This is a genomic window from Acinetobacter sp. V2, from assembly GCF_001188385.1.
GTDB classification, from domain to species: Bacteria; Pseudomonadota; Gammaproteobacteria; order Pseudomonadales; family Moraxellaceae; genus Acinetobacter; species Acinetobacter oleivorans.
This window is the reverse complement of sequence record NZ_JZFB01000013.1, coordinates 1-947: the sequence shown is the minus strand read 5'-3', so window position 1 is coordinate 947 and position 947 is coordinate 1. Positions and strand designations below refer to the sequence as shown.

The 947-nt window shown below is 28.7% G+C and carries 1 protein-coding gene; it reads right to left on the bottom strand.

The features are described from left to right. Positions 1–515: BapA/Bap/LapF family prefix-like domain-containing protein (locus tag UC75_RS18460; protein ID WP_416202232.1), on the bottom strand; the 515-nt coding region annotated here is incomplete at its 3' end. Between the last annotated feature and the right edge of the window lie 432 nt (positions 516–947).

Sequence of the window (947 nt, the reverse complement as noted above, 5' to 3'; positions counted from 1 at the left end):
TCAGAGTCAGAATCGCTGTCAGAGTCTGAGTCGCTGTCGGAATCAGAGTCGCTGTCAGAGTCGTGATTTAAATTATTATTTTTATCATCACTATCGTGTGCCCACCACAGAATTCCTGCTGCGGTTAGCGGTACAGATAACCACGCCCATGGAGATGCAGCTCCATCATGATAAAGCAATGGTTCGATACTATCGATATAATTATAAGTAATATGTTCTAATAATACGCCATTATTGTCAGTAAACTGTACCCACAATAACTTATGGTTATTATCCTCAAAAACTAAACTATTATCGCTTGAATAATTACTACCATTAAAGAAATTAATTATTACTATTTGTTCACCATTTTTTAAAGTAATAATTGCATTTCTACCGTCTTGCCTAATTTCAGAAACATCATCTTTATTTACTTTTATTAAAATAACTGATGCTTCGGAAAGAGAGACTGTATCCTTAGTCGTAGTTTCTAAGGTTTCATGACTCTCCTTAGAAACTACCCTTATTTCAGACATATTTATTCCCCTTCTCAGGATTATTTAATTAAACCAATCCAATTTAGAGCTCTTAAATTTTATGAAATAAGAAGAGCCCAAATTAAGGAATAAATTAGATAAAACAAAGGTCAACCTCAACACACAAAACAATTATGAACATGAAATGCATCACAAAAAAAATGACAAAAATAAGTTTATTTATTAACCAAAACAAAACTTTCAATATTAATTATTATTTTTCAAAGCATTAGAACTCAATTTAAATAAAAATATGATTTTAATATTTTTATGTTTTAAAACATAACCAATAAAAACCACATATTTAAAACAAGATATTATCTTTATTAATATCTATATGGCTTTAAATATTTTAAAACCATATAGATATATTTTTATTATCTTTCTCGTAACGCTTCTTTCGCTTTATTAAATGGTTTAAGTAAGTAATCG